General features: G+C 47.5%; 1 protein-coding gene. It reads right to left on the bottom strand.

All coding sequences use genetic code 11. The features are described 5' to 3' along the window. Nucleotides 1–8 precede the first annotated feature (8 nt). Complete coding sequence (locus J7623_RS17090; protein ID WP_291922531.1) at nt 9–18,758, bottom strand: non-ribosomal peptide synthase/polyketide synthase; 18,750 nt, start codon at nt 18,756–18,758, stop codon at nt 9–11. Nucleotides 18,759–18,791 lie beyond the last annotated feature (33 nt).

The following is an 18,791-nucleotide window of genomic DNA, read 5'->3' as shown; positions in this document are numbered from 1 at the left end:
GGATTAACTCAAATATTAATTACCTCATATTGGGTACTGTTTTTATCAGGCGCCAGGGCTTGTACATCCAGTTCCAGGTATTTTGCTATATCACGGATACGGGTGAGCTGAAAAAACAGGTGAACAGGTACCGATACGGACAAACGCTTTTTGATCCTTGCACTCATCCGCATAACCAGTAAAGAGTTTCCACCCAGTTCAAAGAAATTATCCTGTACACCTACCCTTTCTATTTTTAATAATTCCCGCCAGATGTCTGCCAGTATTTTTTCCGCCGTTGTTTCCGGGGCTACATAGTTATCTGTTACCAGTTGGCTAACATCCACATCCGGCAAAGCTTTCCTGTTTACTTTTCCACTGCTCAGGAGTGGCACGCTATCCAGCTTAATCAGGAAAGAAGGAATCATATAGGCCGGCATCCTGGATTTCAAATGACGATCTGCAGCATCCATGTCAAAATCATCTTCCACTACTATATAACCTACCAGTCGCTTATCACCGGTTTTAGCTTCATTCACTACCACCAGTGCCTGTTTAACCCCGGCTATTTCCTGCAGCACCATTTCTATTTCACCCGGTTCTATCCTGTTACCAGCCAGTTTTACCTGTGCATCTTTCCTGGCAATATATTCCAGGTTACCATCGGGCAACCATTTCACCAGGTCGCCTGTTTTATAGAACCGTGCAGTGGTGTCTTCACTAAAAATATCACGCGTAAATCTGGCCGCCGTTATTTCCGGTTGATTGAGATAACCACGTGCAATACCATTTCCGCCTACATGCAGTTCACCGGCTATACCCACAGGACATTTCCTCATTTGTTCATCCAGTACATATACGCTGGTGTTTCCAAACGGTGATCCTATAGGAATAATTTTACGTTCTTCTTCGAGGTCTACCTTGTAGATCGTTCTTCCGATAGTTATTTCCGTTGGCCCGTAATGGTTATAAACGGCTCCTTTATAAGCAGAAGCCGACAGTAACGCCGTCATGTGTGCAGGGAACGTTTCGCCTCCGAATATGATGACTTTTAACGGTAGCACCGGCTGGCTGTTTTCGAGGTAAGACAACCATAAAGTAGGCACTATCTTCAAACAATCTATGGCGTTCTTTTCGAGGTATTCCCGGACGCCATCCGCATCAAGCAGTATATTTTCTGACAATACATGCACAGTTCCTCCAAGAGCGAAAGCGGAAAACAGGATAGAGTGACCTGCATCAGCTACCAATGATGCGAAGAGTGCAAAGGAGCGGCAGGTATCCAGCGATGCACCTGCTATCACACCAAAAACATGATCCACCAAAGCATGATGTTCTATTAATACACCTTTAGGTCTGCCGGTAGAACCAGACGTGTAAATCACATACATCCCCGCAGCAGGATTACTGTAGTTGCAGGGCAGTATGTCGGAATTTTCCGGGATACGGTCCAATTCTTCGGAAAGACATATCACTTCTATCTCCTGCGTAAAGGACAACAGCGTTTCCTTTAGCCTGGTATCTGCAATACAAATATGGCAAGCCGTATCTTTTAATATATAGCCGAGCCGGTCCTGCGGCAGAGAAGAATCAACCGGTACGAAAACGCCGCCCGCCTTCATAACGCCCAGCATCGCGATGATCATTTCCATGGATCTGTTTACACTCACCGGTACCAGGGATTCCTGTTTCACCCCTTTGGCTCTCAGGTAGTGCCCCAGCCAATCTGTATACTGGTTGAGTGCTGCATAACTTAATTCCCGTCCTTCAAATACCACGGCAATAGCATCCGGTTTTTTAAGCACCTGTTCCGCAAACAGGTCTATCATAGTCTGTTGCTTAGGAAAATCTACCAACGAATGGCTGAAGCTATGTATCAACTGCTCTTCCACAGGTGTAAGCAAGGTAATACCGGATATATTTCCAGCGGCATTCCTGGCGATTTGCAACAACCCGTTTTCTATATGTCCCAGCATTTGCCGTACATAATACACCGGTAAAACGGTCTCGTTGTAGTTGAGCCGCACACTCAATCTTTCGCCCGTTCCCACCACTATGCTTAACGGATAGTTGCTTTGTTCCCGGATAGTGATCTTTCCTATTTCCAGTGTATGTTGAAAAGCAGCAAAGCTTTCGCTCACCGGGTAATTCTGAAAAGTGATCATGGTATCAAATAAATCACCATTCACCCCGGTCAGTTGTTGTAATTCACTTAATGGGCGGTACTGATAGCGCCTGCTTTCCAGTTGTTCTTTCTGGATAGAAAATAGCCAGTCTAATATACCTTCTTCCTTAATTTCAGTATGAAAAGGCAACGTATTAATATACAGCCCTATCCTCCGCTCTACATCGGAAAGATCGTCCGGCCGCCCGGAAACGGTGATACCATAAGTAATATGATTACTACCGGTATAACGGTGCAGCAGGTAACTCCATACGCCTTGTATCAGGGTATTGACCGTTAGCCGGTGATGACGGCAAAAAGAGGCTATTTCTTCCGTTTCTTTCACGCCCAGCAATAAAGTTTCCTCCCGGTAACTTCCTCCTCCTTTGGTTCGGTTAATGCCTTCCTGTATATAAGGCAACAGGCACCCTTCGGTCACACCGTCCAGGTATGCTTTCCAATGTGCAGTTGCTGCTTCCTGGTCCTGATCTGCGATGTAACGGATATAATCTCCATAGTGGTCTTCCGCTGTTACGGGGAGAACTGCACCAGATAACAACTGCTCATATGTTTGCAAAAATTCTTCCATTAGCACGGGTGTAGACCAACCATCGAGGATCAGGTGATGGAAAGTCCATATCATTTCATGACGCGATTCATCTAAACGGATCAATGTAAACCGCATCAACGGCGCCTGCCGGAAATCAAATCCTGTTTCCCGGTCAGACTGCAGGTAAGCAGCGATCAGGGCTTGCTGATCAGCTTCCGGCTTACCACGGTAATCTAATTTATGTAGGGGTATTTCACATTTCCGATGTACCCCCTGCACCGGGATATTAAATGCATCGGCATAAAAACTACTTCGCAGGATACTATGCTGATGTAATAAATGTTCCCAGCTGCGAATGAAAACCATTTCCTCCAGGGCGCCTATTTCACAACGGAATTGCTCTATGTAAGCACCTCCACTTTCATCGTATAAGCCGTGAAATAATAAGCCTTCCTGCAGAGGGCTTAACCGGTAAAGGCCCGATAATAATGTTCTTCTCGTTACGGCTCCTTCCATACCGGATAAAAAGCTGTTCAGCTCTTCATAGCTTACATCACCCGACAAGCCATAGTCTGCCGGGATGGCGTAAATAATCTCGTTATTTTCCTGTTCACGGCAGTGCGCGATCAATTCTTCTATACAGGCGAAATAGGCAGATGATAAAGCGGCAATCTCCGCTTCATTGTAGTAAGCGCGATTGTAGCTCCAGTTCATCTGTAAGCAGCCACCGGAAACAATACTATTTACCTCCATCAATGCGTTGCCATAAATACCATCGCTAACAGACCGGCCGGCGCTTTCTTCCGCGGCACTGAGCCAGTTGCTTTTCTGAATCACGTTATCACTCTGCCCCAGGTAGTTAAATACCAGGTCCCATGGATCTTTGCCGGATAGTCCGGCAGCGCCGTGGATATATTTTAATACGCCATAGCCGATTCCTTTACCAGGTATCTGACGTAGTTGTTCTTTTATGCTTAACAGGTTGTCGCGGGCATTATCGTGGGGGGTTTCCAGCATCACCGGGTACATGGAAGTAAACCAACCTACAGTACGGCTCAGATCTGTTCCCGGCAAGGCTTCACGGCCATGGCCTTCCAACCCGATGTGCACAAGGGCATGACCACTCCAGGATGTCAGACTGCGGCACAAAGCATACAGTAATAAATCATTTACTTCCGTTTGATAAACACGCGGAGCTTCCTGTAATAAGTATTTCGTTTGTGCAGCAGAAAAATGAATGACCTGTTCTTCCATATCTGCCCGGCACACCGTCCCTTCTTTTTCTCCGCGCAGCGGTTTATAACCGGCGCTGATACGCTCCCAGTGAGGAAGCTGGCTACTGAAGGTATGCCTTGACAAAGCCTGGTACCATTCGCGGTAAGCGCTTGTTTTAGGAAGCGGCTCATAGGGATGTTCACCCTGCAGCGCTGTCAGCATTGCATCCAGGTCTTCCAGCAGGATACGCCAGGACACGCCATCTACTGCCAGGTGATGCACCACCAGCAGTAACCGGTGATGTTCTTCTGCTGCAGGCATTAACAATAATGCCATGCGGAAAATGTGACCTGTTTTAATATCAAGGCTTTTCTGGTAATGCTGGCTGCTGCGGGTAATGGCGTCGCTGAGTGAGGCTGCCCCGATGTGCTGCAGGTCTGTTGTTGCAAATGCATCACTGCGGCCGCCATAAGCCTGTTCCCATTCCCCGGTGGCTGCTTGCCGGTAGTGGAACCGAAGCGCATCATGGCGGGCAGCCAACATATCTGTTGCACGTTGCAGTGTATCGGCGCTTACGGCTTTGGATATACGTAGTAACACACTTTGATTAAAGTGCGAAATATGTTCATTGTTGCCATTGTTGGTGAGATACCATTGCTGCACTGGCAACAATCCACAGTTGCCGCTTAAAACGCCCTGTTCTCCTTCCGTTGCCTGTACCTGTCCGCGATGCGCCAGGTAAGCCGATAAAGAAGCAATATCCTGGTGAATAAACAGGTCACGAGGTTGCAGCACGATATCTTTGCGGCGGCTGCGGCTCACTACCTGGATGGTAATGATAGAATCGCCTCCCAGCTCAAAGAAGTTATCATAAATGCCTATTTCAGCAAGGCCCAGTAATTCTTCCCAGATCGCCGCCAATATTTTTTCCACTTCATTACGCGGTGGTTCATAATCGCGTGTATGCCGGATCACCGGTTCTATTTGAGATAATAACCGCTTATCTGCTTTTCCACTGGGTGTCAATGGAATTTCCGGCAGTATGATTACAAAAGACGGCACCATGTAGGCCGGCAGGCGCTGCTGCAAATAAGACATCACCCCGTTTGCATGATACTGTTCATCCGTGACTACATATGTCAGCAAACGGGCAGCATTGGCACCATCTTTTCCGGCCACAGCTACTGCCTGCTTTACACCTGGATAAGCGAGTAAAGCACTTTCTACTTCTCCCGGCTCTATTCTGAAACCGCGGATCTTCAGTTGTTCATCCAAACGACCCAGGTATTCAATATTACCATCGGGGAGCCAGCGGCCAAGGTCACCAGTACGATATACCCGTCCTTCTCCAAATGGATGAGGAATAAATTTTTCAGCTGTGAGTAAAGGTAAATTCAGATAGCCCCTGGCTACCTGTGCACCTCCCGCCATTATTTCCCCGGCAATACCCACCGGGCATAATGCACCATGGCGATCCACAATATATACCTGCACATTATTGATTGGCTTGCCAATTATTACATTTCCCTCTGTGGTTAGCGGGTTATCTGTTAGTGTAACCGTTACTGTATTTTCAGTAGGTCCATAACCATTGATGACCCTCACCCCTTTTTCCTGGATATACTTTACTATATCAGGATTGAGCGCTTCCCCGGCTGAATACAGTGTTTCCAATACTGACAACTTATCCCTGACAGTAGTTTGATAGGAAGGCGGAAGCGTAGCCAATGCCACGTTTTCCTTTACGATAAGATCAAAGAGAAGCTCCGGATGTAAGATCTGTTCGCGGGAAGGTATGACCAGGCAACTACCAGAACAAAGCGTATTAAAGATTTCCTGGCAGGAGCCGTCAAAACTGGAAGAGGCAAACTGTAGTATGCTGCTGCCTGGACGGAGAGAAAGAAAATCTATGTGACTCCGTACCATATTCAACACACCTCCGTGTTCGATCATCACCCCTTTAGGCCTGCCAGTACTTCCCGATGTATAAATAACGTAAGCCAGGTCATTGACAGCCGGATAAATCTGTGGTCCGTTCACCACCACGTTGCTAAAAATTTCCTGCGCCGTTTCGATATTGATGACCCGGACATTTTCGCGATAAGGCATCGTGCTGACTCCCACATTATCTGCCAGTACAATACCTGCTGCAGTATCTTCCAGCATAAAAGCCAGTCTTTCTGCCGGGTATGCTGGATCCAGTGGCACATATGCACCGCCTGCCTTTAAAACACCCAGGATACACACGATCAATCCTATTCCCCGCTCTGTACAAACAGGTACCAACACGTCTTTTCCAACGCCCTGCTGTTGCAGGTACACGGCCAGCTGAGCAGCGCGCCGATCCAGTTCCCGGTAAGTAATTTTTTCCCCGGCATAAGATACCGCCGGACTATCGGGTACCGTTCTCACCTGCTCTTCCAGTAAAAGCAATATGGTGCCGGTATCTCCATAATCAACGCTGGTATTGTTAAAAGTGTGCAGTAAACAATTTTTTTCTTCTTCCGGTAATAATATCAGCGAAGCAATATCTGCTGCCGGATTACTGACAACAGATAACAATAACTGCTCGAAATGCCGCAGCATACGCGTTATCTTTTCTGTTCTGTAACGTTCTCCGGAATAGTCCATAGTTACCTGCAAACCATCAGCTGATAAGGTGATATCCATGCTCAGATCATGTTTCACTTTATCTGCCGGGATGTCTTCCACTGTTACTTCCAGCTCCTTCAACTGTAAATCCCCCTCCTTCTCCTGATGCTGTAAGGTAAAAAGCACCTGGTAGAGGGGGTGACGATGAAGGTCACGCTGAATCCCCAGCACATCGACCACTTTTTCAAAGGGCACATGCTGATGCGTATAGCCCTCCAGGGTAGTTTGTTTTATTGCCTGCAACAGGTCCGTAAAGCGGAGCGTTCCGCTTACCTGTGTTCTCAACACAATGGTATTTACAAAAAGACCTATTAGCTTTTCTGTTTCCAGTTGGTTCCTACCGGCAACAGGACTGCCCACACAAATATCTTCATGCCCGGTGTAACGGTATAGCAATACATTGAATACCGCGAGCAGGGTCATAAATAAAGTAGTGCCTTCCTGCTCCGACAATTCTGTCAGTGCATCCAGCAAAGTATTATCTATCATGCATTTCACGACACCTCCTTTCATTGACCGCTCTGCAGGTAATGTAAAATCTGCAGGAATCTCAAATGGTGTGACGTTTTTCAGCTGCTCTTTCCAGTAAGCCAACTGTGTTGCCATTACCGGGCTTTCCATAAAATCTCTTTGCCATAAGGCGTAGTCGGCATATTGTACCGGCAATACAGGTAAGCGAGCGAGGCGACCCGCTACCGCACTGTTATATAATTCATTCAGTTCATTAGTCAGCAGCGACATAGACCAGCCATCCGCAGCAATATGATGCAAGCCTACTACAAGTAGGTATTCATTGGCCGTTACGTTGATGAGCCATGCCTTTAGCATATAATCATCTGATATGCTGAAGGGGATATTCAACAATTTTTCCAGGATACCATTTTCATACGGCAGTTGTTCCAAATTCCAATCAGCTGCGTCCCTGATAAACTGGTACCCTTTACCATCCTGTTCGCAGATTACAGTACGCAAAATTTCATGCCGCGATAAAATTTCCCTGAACGCTGCAGACAGTGCAGATTTGTTTAAGTGGCCTTTGAGGCGGAGTACATTAGAGATGAGGTAAGCAGTACTGCCCTGCAACTGATCTATAAACCATAATCTTTCCTGGGAAAAAGACAGCGGGATCGTGACGAGGTTTTCCGGCCTTTTTTCTATCCCCGGCAACACCGTATGTTCCTGTGTTACGGCCAGTACTTCTGCTAATCCGCCGATGGTTGGGTAGTCAAATACATACCGGATATCTATTTCACAATCAAACTTTTTGCGGATAGCAGATATAAGCCTGATGGCAAGTAAGGAATGGCCTCCCAGTTCAAAGAAATTATCATCCCTTCTTATTGGGTTAATGTCCAGCAGTTCTTTCCAGATATTTGCCAGTGCAGCTTCTGTAGTATTCAACAATTCTTCTTCACCGGTTAGCACGTCTCTTTCATCCCGCCAGGAAGCCAGTAGTTTTTTGTCTATCTTCCCATTGGGTGTTAACGGCATTTCTTCTATTTCCCGTAGTAACGATGGGATCATGAATTCCGGAAGATGGCTATTCAGCCAGGCATCTACCGATGAACGTGTGTAACCGGATCCTTTTATAAGGTATCCTGCCAATCTTTTTTCTTCGTCTTTACCCATCACCACTACTACTGCTGCCTGCTTCACGCCGGGGCATTCCTGCAGTACCTGTTCTATTTCACCGGGTTCAATCCTATACCCACGAATCTTTACCTGTTCATCCTTTCTTCCAACATAGGTCATATTTCCATCCGGCAACCATTTGGCCATGTCGCCGGTACGGTATAAACGACCTTCTCCCCAGGGATTATTAATAAATTTCTCCCGGGTAAGTGCAGCTGCATGAAGATATCCCCTGGCCAACTGTGTACCACCCAGGTATAATTCTCCTGTAAGCCCAACAGGCATCGGGCGCAACTGCCCATCCAGGATATAAGCCTGTACATTCGCCAATGGCTTGCCGATAGTCACTGTTCCATCTTCATATATAGGGCTGACGGATAAAATAGCAGATACCGTATTTTCACTGGGACCATATGCATTGATCACCCGGATACCCTTTTCTGTTAATGCCGCCGCCAGTTGTGGATTCAGCGCTTCTCCCGCGGAGATAATAGTTTTAAGACCGGATACTTCATTTATAATAGCCGATTGGTAGCTCGGTGGTAATGTAATCAAGGCTACTTCATGCTGCCGGATCACTTCGTTCAACAGGTGACTATCCAGTATTACTTCTTTAGTGACCAGCACCAGCTTTCCGCCATGTAGCAGCGTGGTAAATATTTCATGATAAGCGGCATCAAAGCTGATAGACGCAAATTGTAAAACACTGATGCCAGCCTGCAGGTTCAAAGGGATTACCTGGTTGTATACCAGGTTCACCACGCTATGATGTTCAATCATAACACCCTTTGACCGACCGGTACTCCCTGATGTGTAAACAATATATGCCAGGGAATAAGGTGTAGCGGTAATCACCGGATCTGTTACCGGCATCATGGCTATTATGTCCGCCTCGCTATCTATGTCAATAAGGATGCCTGTATGTTGCAATAGCTTATCGTCGTTTTTGCTATCCGTTAATATCAGGGTGGCCGCAGTATCTTCCAGCATATAAGATAATCTTTCCTGCGGATAAGCCGGGTCCAGCGCCACATAAGCGCCACCTGCTTTTAAAACCGCCAACATTCCTATGATCAGTCCTGGTCCTCTTTCCAGGCATAGCGGCACCGGCATTTCCTTTTGAACACCTTTTTTTACCAGGTAGTGCGCCAATTGGTTTACGCGTTTGTTCAGCTCCCGGTAATCCATTACCTCCTCCAAAAACACCAGTGCAACAGCATCAGGTGTAGCCTGTACCTGCTGATTAAATACTGATACAATCGTGGCAGGCTGACCGTAATCTGCTTTTGTGTAGTTAAATGTTTGCAATACGGCGGTTTCTTCTTTTGCAGTCAGCAGCTTTATCTCTTTCAGGTGATGAATGCTGCTGTCCAGACATTGGTCGAGCACATGCTCAAAGTGAGCAGCAATATTTTCCACATACACCGCATCTATGCTCTCTTCCTTATAAATGAACTGTATAGTAATCGTATCTGCCAGCAATATCCTCAGCGACAGCGGATAATTGCTCGTTTCTTCCGTAATATGAAATTTGTCTGCTTTAAAATTCCAGTGACTTGCTTTCAGTATCTCCGTTACCGGATAATTCTGGAAAGTGATCATCGTATCAAACAGATCACCACCAATACCTGTCAACTGCTGAATACTGGTTAATGAACTGTACTGGTACTGCTGACTTTCAAGGAATGCCTGTTGCAGCAACAGCAACCAGTCTGTTATCCGCTGCTCTTCCTGTAATCCTATAGTAAAAGGTAAAGTATTGGTATACATCCCAACCCTGTTTTCCATATCGGCCAGATCACCCGGCCGGCCGGAAACAGTGACACCATAGGTAATGTGTTGACTACCGGTATAACGGTGCAACAGGTAACTCCATACGCCTTGTATCAGGGTATTCACTGTTATACGGTGATAACGGCAGAAGGAAGCTATTTCTTCCATGCGGGCGGCGTCCAACAATATCGTTTGCTCCTGGTAACGCCCTGTTCCTTTTGTCCGGTTGACGCCTTCCTTCACATAAGGCAACAGGCAACCTTCTGTTATATTTTTCAGGTAGTCTTTCCAGTAAGCTACCGATGCATCCTTGTCCTGTGCGGCGATATAGCGGATATAATCTTCATAGCGATCCTCCTGCAATACCGGCATTGTTACGCCGGATATCAACTGTTCATAGGTTTGCAGGAACTCTTCCATCAACACCGGAGTGGACCAGCCATCCAGGATCAGGTGATGGAAGGTCCAGATCATTTCCGTGCGCGAGTCGTCCAAACGGATCAATGTAAACCGCATCAAAGGCGCTTGCCGGAAATCAAATCCTGCCTGCCGGTCGGCCTCCAGGTAAGCGGCGATCAACGCTTGCAGCTCTTCTTCCCCTTTGCCCCGGTAATCCAGTTTATGCAAGGGGAGTTCGCATTGACGATGTACTCCCTGTACAGGGATATTAAATGCAGCCGCATAAAAACTGCTTCGCAAAATACTATGCCGACTTAACAGTTGTTCCCAACTGCGGATAAAAATGGCTTCATCTAAAGCGCTTACCTCACAACGGAACTGTTCAATGTAAGCGCCACCGCTTTCGTTGTACAAGCCATGAAATAACAAGCCTTCCTGTAAAGGGCTTAGCCGGTAAACGCCTGATAACAGTGTTCTTCTCACCACACCTGCTTCTATATCGGACAGGAAACTGTTCAGCGCCTCATAGCTCACGTCAGCGGACAAGCCATAATCTGAAGGAATTGCGTACGCAATATCGTTGCTGCCCTGTTCGCGGCAATGGGCCATCAGCTCATCCAGGGCGGCGAAATAAGCTTCTGATAAGGTAGCAATATCTGACTCATTGTAATGTGCCGGGCTGTAGGTCCAGTTCATCTGTAAGCTACCACCGGAAACCAGACTGTTTACGGCTATCAGCGCATGGCTGTAAATGCCATTGTTCACAGACTGTCCAGCGCTCTCCGGTGCGGCGCTGAGCCAGTTGCTCTGCCGGATCACGTTATCGCTCTGCCCCAGGTAGTTAAATACCAGGTCCCATGGATCTTTGCCGGATAGTCCGGCAGCGCCGTGGATATATTTTAATACGCCGTAGCCGATTCCTTTACCAGGAATCTGACGTAGTTGTTCTTTTATGCTTAACAGGTTGTCGCGGATATTATCGTGCGTGGCTTCCAACATCACCGGGTACATAGAAGTAAACCAACCCACAGTACGGCTCAGATCTGTTCCCGGCAAAGCTTCGCGGCCATGGCCTTCCAACCCGATGTGCACACGTGCATGACCATTGCAGGATTTCAGGCTGCAGCATAATGCATACAGCAACAGATCATTTATTTCCGTTTGGTAAAGACGCGGGGCTTCCTGTAATAAATACCTGGTTTGTGCGGTGGAAAAATGCGCCGCATAGTGTGCCATGTCTCCATGCCGTACCGGCTCACTTTCTGCATGCAACGGTTTATATCCGGCGCTGATACGCTCCCAGTAAGGAAGCTGGCTACTGAAGGTATGCCTTGACAAAGCCTGGTACCATTCCCGATAAGCGCTAGTTTTAGATAGAGGTTCATACCTGTTTCCTTCCTGCAATGCGGTGAGTATAGCATCCAGTTCTTCCAGCAGGATACGCCAGGAAACGCTGTCTACCGCCAGGTGATGTACTACCAACAGCAACCGGTGATGTTCTTCTGCCGCAGGCGTTAACAATAATACCAGGCGGAAAATCGGCCCTGCAGTGATATCCAGGCTTTCCTGGTATTGCTGGCTGTGACGGGTAATAGCTGCGCTCAAGGAAGCCATCTCTATATGCCGGAGATCTGCTGTTACAAAAGCATCGCTGCCACCGCTGTATGTTTGTTCCCATTCGCCCGCAGTTGTTTGCCGGTAACGGAAGCCTAATGCATCATGCCGGGCGGATAATAAATCAGCCGCACGGTGCAATGTATCCGCACTAACGGATTTGGCTATACGCAATAATATACACTGGTTAAAGTGTGAAATATGTTTATTTTTTCCGTTATTGGCGAGATACCATTGCTGCACCGGTAACAGCCCGCTGCTGCCACTCAAAATTCCTTGCTCACCTTTTAATGCAGCTTTACCTTGTTGCGCAATATAAATTGACAATGCAGCAATATCCTGGTAGCTGAACACATCTGCTACTTCAAAGTGGTAGCCCTGGCGGCGGGCACGGCTAACCAGCTGAATGGTGACAATAGAATCACCGCCCAGCTCAAAGAAATTATCGTGGATACCAACCGGTGATATATCTAATAATTCTTCCCAGATCGTTACCAGTACTGCTTCCATTTCATTGCGGGCGCCTTCGTATGTTTTGCCGGCCGGAGCGGCGGCCGCTATGGCCGCCAATGCAGACCGGTCTACTTTGCCATTCACGGTTAATGGCAGCACGGCTATTTCCGTGAGTTGCGCCGGCAACATATATTCCGGTAGGTGCATACGCAGGTACTGCTCTACTGCTTCCCGGTTGTAATCATCTTCTTTTACAATAAATGCGGAAAGACGGAATCCTTTCTCTGTCTTGTCCACTACTACCGCCGCTTGTTGTACACCGGGACTGCTACTCAGCACTACCTCCACCTCGCCGGGTTCTATGCGGTAGCCGCGGATCTTTACCTGGTCATCCAGTCTGCCCAGGTAAGATAAGTTGCCATCTGCTTCCAGTTGTGCTACATCTCCTGTACGATATAATAATCCGGGACCGAAAGGATTTGTGATAAATTTATGTTGTGTTTGTTCTGGTTGATGATGATATCCTGCAGAAAGACCGGCACCACTGATACAGAGCTCCCCACGCACGCCGGCTGGACAAACATTTCCATCCTGATCCAACACGTATAACTGCATATTCCGGATCGGGCGACCGATCAATACACCACCGGGGCCGGTACCAATGTTATTGTCGCTGGTATTAAAATGATAAGTACTACAGCCCACTGTGGCTTCTGTGGGGCCATATTCATTAATAATTTCTATGCGATAACCTCCCAGTGCCTCGTAATGGGCTGGTTGCAAGGCTTCTCCTCCTACCACCAAACGCCTCGTCAACAAAGGGATTTCGCTGATGAGTACGGGCGTCAGTAAAGGCAAATGAGCCGGTGTAAGTTTTATAAAGTCGTAGGGGGCAGCGGATAAAAACAAGGGATCTTCAAAAACAGTCAGTCCCGTATTACTGCCCATTACCACACGACGCCCCGCCAGTAAAGGTGCAAACAAGGCGGTTACTGCTGCATCGAAACTATAGGACAAGTGAACGTAACTGCCACTACCTGTATTCTTTTCATCAGTTCCGTTCCCGATATATGCAGCGATGCTATGCGCTATATAATTACGCAGATTACTATGCGTGATCTTCACCCCTTTGGGTTTGCCCGTGCTGCCAGAAGTGTAAATGATATAAGCCGCATCGGCAGGTTGCGGCAATGGCATTGCCGCTGCCGGTTCCGGCGTTAGCCCATCCACGCAAATGCAGTTGTAGTATGGAAATAGTGGTGCTTCATTACTGGTGGTCACTATTACTTTGCTGCCACTGTCGGTAATAATATATTCCTGGCGGCCGGCTGGAGCATCCGGTTCCAATGGTACATAAGCGCCGCCAGCCATCAGGATACCCAGTATGCCGGTCATCATGTCGGCGCCACGGCGGGTACATAGCAGCACCGGCGTTCCGGCACCCACGCCATAAGACCGCAATGTATTGGCCAGCGTGCGGCTGCGTAATGCCAGCTCAGCATAGGTCAATGTTCCACCTGAATACACAAGTGCAGATGCATCCGGATGCATCTGTGCCCGACGAAGAAATACGTCGATGACGGTATCTTGTTCTGTTACAAAAACAGTGGTATCTAAAGAGGGATCAAAGGAGCTATTGTTAAAAGAGATTTGTAATTGTTCATCTGCAGTGGTGAGCATATGCAACTGGCCGATGCGCTGATCCGCATCTGCGACTATACTTTCCAGCAAACGTTCATAGTGACCGACAAAACGTTGCATCAGCGCGTTGCTATACAGGTCGCTACGATAAATGACCTCTAGCATTAAATGCCCGTCGGCCTCGCGCACGTTGAAGTTAATATCGAATTGCGCACCACTCACTACCTGTGGTAACGGAACTACTGTTAAACCTTCCAGTGTTAACCCCTTACCTGCTTCATTATTCTGCATCGTAAACAGGATCTCGTACAACGGATTGCTACTGCGATCCCGCTGTACGCCTGACGTTTCTACGATCTTCTCAAAAGGAATATCCGCATAATCATAAGCTGCCAGCGTGGTTTCACGCACCTGCTGCAACAGCTCCTTAAATGATTGTTCTCCATTCAGATGACTACGCAATACCAGCGTGTTGATAAAGAAACCAATCAGTCCTTCCAGTTCCTGGTAACGGCGACCAGCAGAAGAAGTCCCAATAGCAATATCCCCGATACCGCTGTAACGATACAGGAGTACCTTAAAAGCGCTCAACAACAGCATATACATGGTACAACCTTCCCGATGACATAACTGTACCAGCGAAGTGGATAATGCGTGGTTTAGCTGGTAACTCAGCGCTGCCCCTTCCCGGTTGCCGGCAGCCATCCACTGGTCTCCCGTTAAACGGAAAGGTACCAGACCGGATAACTGTTTTTGCCAGTAATCCAACCCGGTAGTGTAATGTGCTGTTTGCAGGTAATCCTGCTGCCACCATGCATAATCGGCATATTGCAGCGGCAGGGCGGGCAACGTAGCAGGCGTGCTGCTGTAAAAAGCCGCCAGTTCTGCAGTTAATACCGGTATAGACCAGCCATCACTACAGATATGATGTAATACGCCGGCTAGTATATGTTCTGTAGGAGACACTTTCAGCAGGCATACCCTCAGCGGATAATCAGAAGACAAGTCAAAAGGACGGTGAATAAAAGCCGACACATATCCGGCTGTGGATGCCGGCAGGTCCGCCAGGTATTCCAACTGCCAATCGGAAGATGGCAATACACGTTGATAACCTTGTCCGTCCTGATTATCAATCACCGTGCGTAATACCTCATGACGGTCTATGATTTGCCGGAGTGCATTTTCCAACAGGGAAACAACCAGTTCACCCTCTATACGGAAAACAAAGGGCATATGATAAGCAGCACTCCCATGCAGCTGATCCAGGAACCACAGGCGTTCCTGTGCAAAAGATAAAGGAACAGCCATGCCTTCCCGTGGGTAAGCGCGTAAAGCAAGTCCTGATTTAGCTGCTGTATTGGAAAGTACAGCGCCCAGTTGGGCGATGCTGGTATAAAGAAAAATGTCCCTTACTGCCAGCTCCCTGTCTAATTGTTTTCTCACAGCTGCCACTACACGCATAGCCAACAGGGAATGGCCACCCAGCTCAAAAAAGTTATCATGGATACCCACCGGGGATATATTCAGCAATGCTTCCCAGATGGTTACCAGTTTTTCTTCCGTAGGATTACGCGGGGCTTCATACACAGAAGCATCTGGTATCACGGTGGCCATAGCTGATAAAGCCTTACGATCTACCTTACCATTGGCCGTTAAAGGAATATCATCGATGACGGATAATGTGGATGGAACCATATAAGCAGGCAGGTGGCTCACCAGGTAATCATAGGCTACCTCTTTGCGGTATGTTTCGTCTGTAACCACATAACCAATCAGTTGTCGCCCGGCGCCACGATCTGCTCCGGCTACCACCACGGCATTTTTAACACCGGGTACATGACTGAGGGCCATCTCTATTTCCCCGGGTTCAATCCTATGTCCCTTTATTTTTAACTGGTTGTCGGCACGTCCAATATAAACAATGCTTCCATCTGACTGCCAGCGGGCTATATCGCCCGTTTGATATAATAGTCCGCCACCAAAGGGATTAGAGATAAATTTTTCTGCTGTTAATTGCTCCTGGTGAAGATATCCCCTGGCCACGCCGGCACCCGCAATACAAAGCTGCCCTGGCGCCCCCACCGGGCATAACTGCAAATGACTGTTTAATATGTAAATAGCGGTATTACTGATTGGACGACCAATACTGATAACAGCTTCACTGTCGAGCAGCGCCGCAGTTGACCATATCGTCGTTTCTGTTGGACCATACATATTCCATATGGACCGGCTTATATCCGTCAAACGTTTTTTCAACGCAACGGGTAAAGCCTCACCACCTGTTAGCAGGGTGACATTTTCCTCATTTTGCCATCCACTTTCAAGTAGCATCTGCCAGGTAGAAGGCGTAGCCTGCATATGCGTAGGACGCCATTGTGCCAGCAGCGTATGCAACTTGTTTCCATCTATCACATCTTCTCTTTCTGCCAGGTATATTTTTCCTCCTGCGATGAGGGGTGTATATAATTCCAGGCAGGAAATATCAAAACTATAAGTCGTAATGGCCAATATGCTGTGAGCAGCCGAAAACTCCAATTGAGCCACCATGGCCCGTAAAAAGTTAATCAACGATTGATGCGTGATCATCACGCCTTTGGGTCTGCCGGTACTTCCTGAAGTATAAATGATATACGCCAGGTGATCCGGAACAGCATAGTGTTGCGGAGCAGATACCTCCCCGTTCATGATGTGCTCCCATTCCTGATCCAGCAACACTATTTTACTCAGTCCTCCTTGCTGGAAGAATGACCGATATGCCGCGGTAGTAACAACAATAGCAGCGGCAATATCTCCTACGAGGTAATCGATATGAGACAACGGGTAAGCCGGATCAACCGGCACATAAGCCGCTCCCGCTTTCATAACACCCAGCAGCGCCACCAGCATATTAAAGCTCCTGTCGAAACATACCGGAATTTTTTCACCTGGCTTAACACCACATTTTACCAGGTAACCGGATAACTGTGTACTGCATAGATCGAGTTCACTATAACTATATTTTCTGTCCTTACATACCACCGCCACGGCTTCCGGATGCAGCTTCACCTGCCTGCTGAATAAATCGATCAGTGTATCCTCTTCCGGATATACCACTTGGGTATCATTAAAAGTATGCAACAGGCTGTGCTGCTCTTCCACGCTCAGCATCTCCATTTCAGCAATACATTTTTCCGCATCTTTTATCACTGACTGCAACAACCCGATATAATGATTCAGCAACCGTTCCATAGTATCCTGACGAAACAGGCTGCTGGCATAGGTTAACTGTAAATGCCATCCATCGCTGAGTTCCAGTACATCCAGGCTGAAATCATAGATAGAAGTATGCAGATGATGCTCCATCATTTCAGACACAATGTCGTGCAGCACCAGGTTTTCATTACCGGCACTGTGGTGTACCGCAAAAAAATACTGGAACACCGGATGACGGTTCATTTCCCGCTCCCCTCCAAGCATTTGTACTACTTTATCAAATGGAATATCCTGGTGTTCATAAGCTTGCAGCGTAGTAAGTTTTACCTGCTGCATTAATTGTGTAAAACTCATCTCCGGGTTCAGCTGATCCCTTAACACCAGTGTGTTGATAAAAAATCCCACCAGTTGTTCCACCTCCCGGAGTTGTCTTCCGGATACCACACTGCCCACGTAAATGTCCGTATCTCCGGTATTGCGCATCAGCAATACTTTGAAGGCGCTCAGCAGGGTTACAAACAAAGTGCAATCGTTCTTCCTGGAAATATCGAGCAACGACTGATACATCTCATTATCCAGTACCTTCCGGATCACGGCACCTTTCAGGTCCTGTACAACGGGGCGCTTAAAGTCTGATGACAGTTCGAGTGGCGATAAGTCTTTCAGATGTTGCTCCCAAAAACCAGCCTGTTGTTGTATAATAGCTGTTGATAAATATTCCCGTTGCCAGACTGCGTAGTCCGCATATTGCAATACTGGAGTCTCCGGCGCTGCTAATACTTCGAGGGGTGGTGCATTATAGTATTGTTTCAGCTCCTGGAGCATCAGGCCCATTGACCATCCGTCTGATGCAATATGGTGTACTACCACTACCAGGATATATTCTTCTGCCGGCAGGCGGATCAATTCCACCCGCAGCATATAATCATGGGACAGATCAAAAGGTCTCTTAATAAGATGGTCGATGTACTCCTGCAATGATGGGTGTTCATTCATTACATCATTACTATCCGCTATCGTCATTTTCCAATCTCCTGATTCCCTGACTTCCTGGTAGCCGTTGCCATCGCCTTCCCGGATCAGGGTACGGAGTACCTCGTGACGGGTTAAAATCCGTTTAAATGCAGCGGCCAGCTGATCTACCTGCAGTTGCCCCTTCAGTTTAAACAGGTAAGGCATATGATATTGTACGCTGCCCTGTAACAGGTGTACAAACCATAATCTCTCCTGGGCAAAAGAAAGTGGCCATTTGCTGGTACTGTCTTTTGTCCTGAGAGAGATTTTCCGGCTACGGGCTTTCGCATCAGCGCTGCTTGCCACGTTGCCAAGGAAATGTTTTATTTCTTCCTTATGCTCGCTGATCAGGCTGATCAGGTCATTATCAACATTTACCTGTTTTAAAACCCGGAGGATCAACTTGTCCCCATCCAGCAGGATATCTACTCCTTTCTGAACAGCTTTCTTGATAATGGCCTCCACTATATTATTGGACATGAGCTAACAATTAGGATCGGATCATGAACGAAA

The sequence above is a fragment of the Chitinophaga sp. genome, from assembly GCF_017745275.1.
Taxonomy (GTDB): domain Bacteria; phylum Bacteroidota; class Bacteroidia; order Chitinophagales; family Chitinophagaceae; genus Chitinophaga.
The sequence above is the reverse complement of the archived record's forward strand: the minus strand, read 5'-3'. Positions and strand labels throughout refer to the sequence as shown.